3 protein-coding genes and 1 pseudogene are annotated in these 3,787 nt (G+C 60.9%); 2 read left to right on the top strand and 2 right to left on the bottom strand.

The window, feature by feature from the left end:
* Positions 1-198: 198 nt before the first annotated feature.
* Positions 199-810, bottom strand: coding sequence for an LpxA family transferase (locus HX846_RS12190; protein ID WP_087693858.1), 612 nt, complete (start codon positions 808-810; stop codon positions 199-201).
* 48 nt (positions 811-858) lie between these two features.
* Positions 859-1,935 (bottom strand): sigma-54-dependent Fis family transcriptional regulator, encoded by a 1,077-nt coding sequence (locus tag HX846_RS12185; protein ID WP_003216996.1) that lies wholly within the window; start codon positions 1,933-1,935, stop codon positions 859-861.
* Between the two features lie 402 nt (positions 1,936-2,337).
* On the opposite strand from HX846_RS12185, the gene HX846_RS12180 reads away from it, so the two are divergent.
* Positions 2,338-3,414: an ABC transporter substrate-binding protein gene (locus tag HX846_RS12180; RefSeq protein WP_008430964.1), complete on the top strand. Its 1,077-nt coding sequence runs from the start codon at positions 2,338-2,340 to the stop codon at positions 3,412-3,414.
* A gap of 14 nt (positions 3,415-3,428) precedes the next feature.
* Positions 3,429-3,787, top strand: a pseudogene (locus tag HX846_RS12175) (alpha/beta hydrolase); the annotation flags it as partial.

The following is a 3,787-nucleotide window of genomic DNA, read 5'->3' as shown; positions in this document are numbered from 1 at the left end:
GTGCTCTTGCTTTTGATTTTGATCTGGCTCTGACTGCCCCAATAAGCCCGAGCCACAGCGAGGCGCCGACAGGCGGGGCAGAGCCCTGTGCTTACTTTGGGCTGGGCCGGCATTCCGGCTTTTCCAAAGCGAGTCGCTGTAAGAGCGAAACCATAAGCAGCCGTTACTCAACTAACGGATATGTACACCAAAAACCCCCTACCCCTCACAATCGAAAACCTCCCCACGCCTAACCACACTACCCGCCGCAAGCACCGCTCCCGGTGCCAACACACCATTGGCTCCAACCCGCGACTGATCCCCAAGCAGCGCGCCAAACTTGTCACAGCCGGTGCGCTGCAACTGCCCGTCAATGCGCACCTGCACTTCCTTGTCGTCACGCTCGTTCCGGTAGTTGGCCACGATACTGCCGGCTTCCAGGTTAACCCCGCGGCCCAATACCGAATCACCGACAAAGTTGAAATGCGCCAACTTGCTGCCGCTGAAGACAAAGGACGTCTTGAGCTCGGCACCCGGTCCGAAGATGCAATATTCATCCACCCAGCAACCGCCGCGAAGGTAGGCACCGGCAGCGATAAAACAGTGGGCGCCGATGATCAGCGGCGCTTTCAAAACAGCGCCCGCCTCCACGACCGCAGTACGGTGCACGGCAATCTCGTCATGAATCTCATAGTCATCATCAGAAAGCCCCGCCAGCAATTTGCGAACGATTTCCGGCGCCTGGGTCACCAACTCCCACGGCGCAAGATCCACCCAGGGTGCCAGCGGCGAACGGGAAAAATCAGCGATGTAATCGGTCAGTCGAATCAACGTCGAGCCCTCTACAGATCAGAGAAGCCCGAAACGCTAACACCCCCGTCACTGCCCGTCGAGCAGCACCGGTTTGCCCAACTCGCCGATCTTCTCCAGCCGCGCCCGCACGATGTTGCGGCTGATATTCAGCAGGCGCCCGGTCTGCAACTGGTTGCCATGGCAATAGCGATAGGCCGCGCGAAAGATCGTCTCTTCGATGTGCTCGTAGAGGTCCGGAATGTTCTGTTCGAACAACGCAGTGAGCGCCGCCTCCAGGCTCACCGGCCCAGTGATCGCAGGCGCGGCCTGGTTCGCCTCGTCCTGGCGAATGCCGGAAGAACGCATGTCCACCAGGTGCAAATCCGGCGGCTGCACCAGTTGATTGCGGCACACCAGCAACGCATGGTGAATGGCGTTTTCCAGCTCGCGAATATTCCCCGGCCAGCTGTGTTCCAGCAGCTTGCGCTCGGCATCGATGCTCAGTGACGCGCGGTTGTAGCCGAGGCGCTGGCAGTGCTCTTCAAGAAAAAATTCCGCCAGCGGCAGGATGTCGCCGGGCCGTTCCCGCAGGGGCGGCAGGCGGATGGTGGCGACGTGCAGGCGGTAGAACAAATCCTCACGAAAATGCCCCGCCACCACCGCGTCGGCGAGGTTGACGTTGGTGGCCGCCACCAGCCGCACATTGATCGGAATCGGTGTGCGCGAGCCCAGGCGCACCACTTCTCGCTCCTGCAACACCCGCAATAATTTGACCTGCATGTTCAACGGCAAATCGCCGATCTCATCCAGAAACAGCGTGCCGCCGTTGGCCGCTTCGAACCAGCCGGCCTTGTGGGTGGTGGCGCCGGTGAATGCGCCTTTCTCGTGGCCGAACAACTCACTTTCCACCAGGGTTTCGGCGAAGGCGCCGCAGTTCACCGCCACAAACGGTTCACGCCCGCGACGGCTCAGGTGATGGATATGCCGCGCGACCAATTCCTTGCCGGTGCCGGTCTCGCCGATGATCAAGGTGTTGGCCTCACTGGGGGCCAGGCGCTCGATACGCGCCAGCAATTCCTGTGAGCGCGGGTCCTTGAAGACCAGCACGGTGGCGCGCACCGACTTGGTCAATTCACGGGCATTGGGATGGGTGATCAGCGACATGGTGCATTCCTGGCAGTAAAAGCGCGTGTCAATAGTGCATGAAGTTTTCTATACCATTTAATTATTAATTAATATTTATATATTCCCAAAAAGAATATACCAACACATCGCACCTCGCCTGCTGCTGGAGCAGCAATCAGCCAGCACCTGCGTGTGTGCAGATCAACACCAAGCCGTTGCCAGGCAGTCCTTCGAAAATACGCAAAGCCACGTTCTACAAGGTGTGCAGAGCGTTTTTCGGCTGATGGCATGCAATCTGCTCTCTCCCTCTCAACGCCACCTGCCCTGTAGGAGCTGGCTTGCCAGCGAAGAGGCCCTAAAGCCTTGCACCGACTAAACGGACGCTTTCGCCGACAAGCCGGCTCCTACAGGGGGTCGCGATCACTTAGCAGGGAGATCCCAATGAAAAGATTCTGGCGCAACAGCATCGCCACCATGTTCGCTGTGCTGGTCAGCACCGGCGTGCTGGCCGAACAGGCGCCACCGGCGTCGGTGAAGATCGCGATCGTCGCCTACACCCAGGGCGGCAAACCGGTGTTCGGCGGCATAGCCGGGCGCGTTATCGAAGACGGCTGGCTCCAAGCGCAACTGCGTGAGCGCGGGGTCAAGCTGGAGTGGATCGCCCTGCCCCATGCCGGCGCCGGGCCGCAGATCAACGAAGGCTTCAGCAACAACAGCCTGGACTTCGCCGTACGCGGTGACCTGCCCTCGGTAATTGCCGGCGCCGGTGGCGTACCAGGCAAGCTGATCGTGCCCGGTGGCAGCGGCAACAATATTTACCTGGTGGTACCGGAAGGCTCCGCCGCGAACACCATCGAAGACCTCAAGGGCAAGCGCCTGGCGCTGCATCGCGGTCGGCCATGGGAGTTCGCCTTCAGCAACTTCCTGGCCAGCAAGGGCCTGAAGCTCGACGATTTCAAGATTGCCAACCTCAACCCGCAAGTCGGCGCCGCGGCTGTGTCTGCCGGCAAGGTCGACGCAGCAGTGTTGCTCAGCGAGGCCTATGCCCTGGAAGACAAAGGCGTGGGCAAGATCATCTGGTCGACCAAGCAAGGCAGCAACGACTGGCGGCTGGTCTCCGACCTGTGGGGCACCGAGACCTTCGTACAGCAGCACCCGGATATCACCCAATTGCTCGCCACCGCCTGGGTGAAAGCTGCGTGGTGGATTTCCCAGCCACAGAACCAGGACGCCTATTACCAACTGTCATCCCGCGCCGGCACCGCCGAGAGCGTGCTGCGTCGCGACGACCAGAACGACCCGGTGGCCTGGAAGGATCGCTGGGCGCCAAAAAGCGACCAGCAACTCAAGGCTCATTACCAGGCCCTCACCACCTACGCCCTGGCCAATCACCTGATTCGCGACACCTACGACATCGGCCCGTCACTGGCCACCGGCTTTACCAACCAGGCCCTGATCGACCTGAAACTCACCGACTACTGGCCGGCCCTGCGTGGCCAGGTCAGCACCAATCCGTAATAGGGAAATTGAGCATGAAACTGCCGCACTCCTTTGCCTTCGGCCTCAGCGTCCTGGCCCTGTCCATGAGCGTGTTTGCTGCCGACACCTACGCCCCCAAACCTGACCCGCTGCAAGGTGATGGCCGCGTCTCGGCTTTCTACACCTGGGAAAAAGCCATCCCGGCCGTTCCCGGCAAACTGCTGCGCAGCGAGCCGCTGGACAACACCCTGAGCCTGGCCAATGCCGCCAGCGCCCAACGCATCCTGTACACCTCCACCGACGGCATCGATAACAAGACACCGATCGTGGTGTCCGGCGCGTTGTTCCTGCCCAAAGGCACGCCGCCTGCCGGTGGCTGGCCAGTGGCGAGCTGGGGCCATGGCACCGTGGG

Source organism: Pseudomonas sp. K5002, from assembly GCF_013386655.1.
GTDB lineage: Bacteria > Pseudomonadota > Gammaproteobacteria > Pseudomonadales > Pseudomonadaceae > Aquipseudomonas.
Note: the sequence above shows the minus strand (reverse complement) of the source record. Positions and strands in the feature narration are given on the sequence as shown.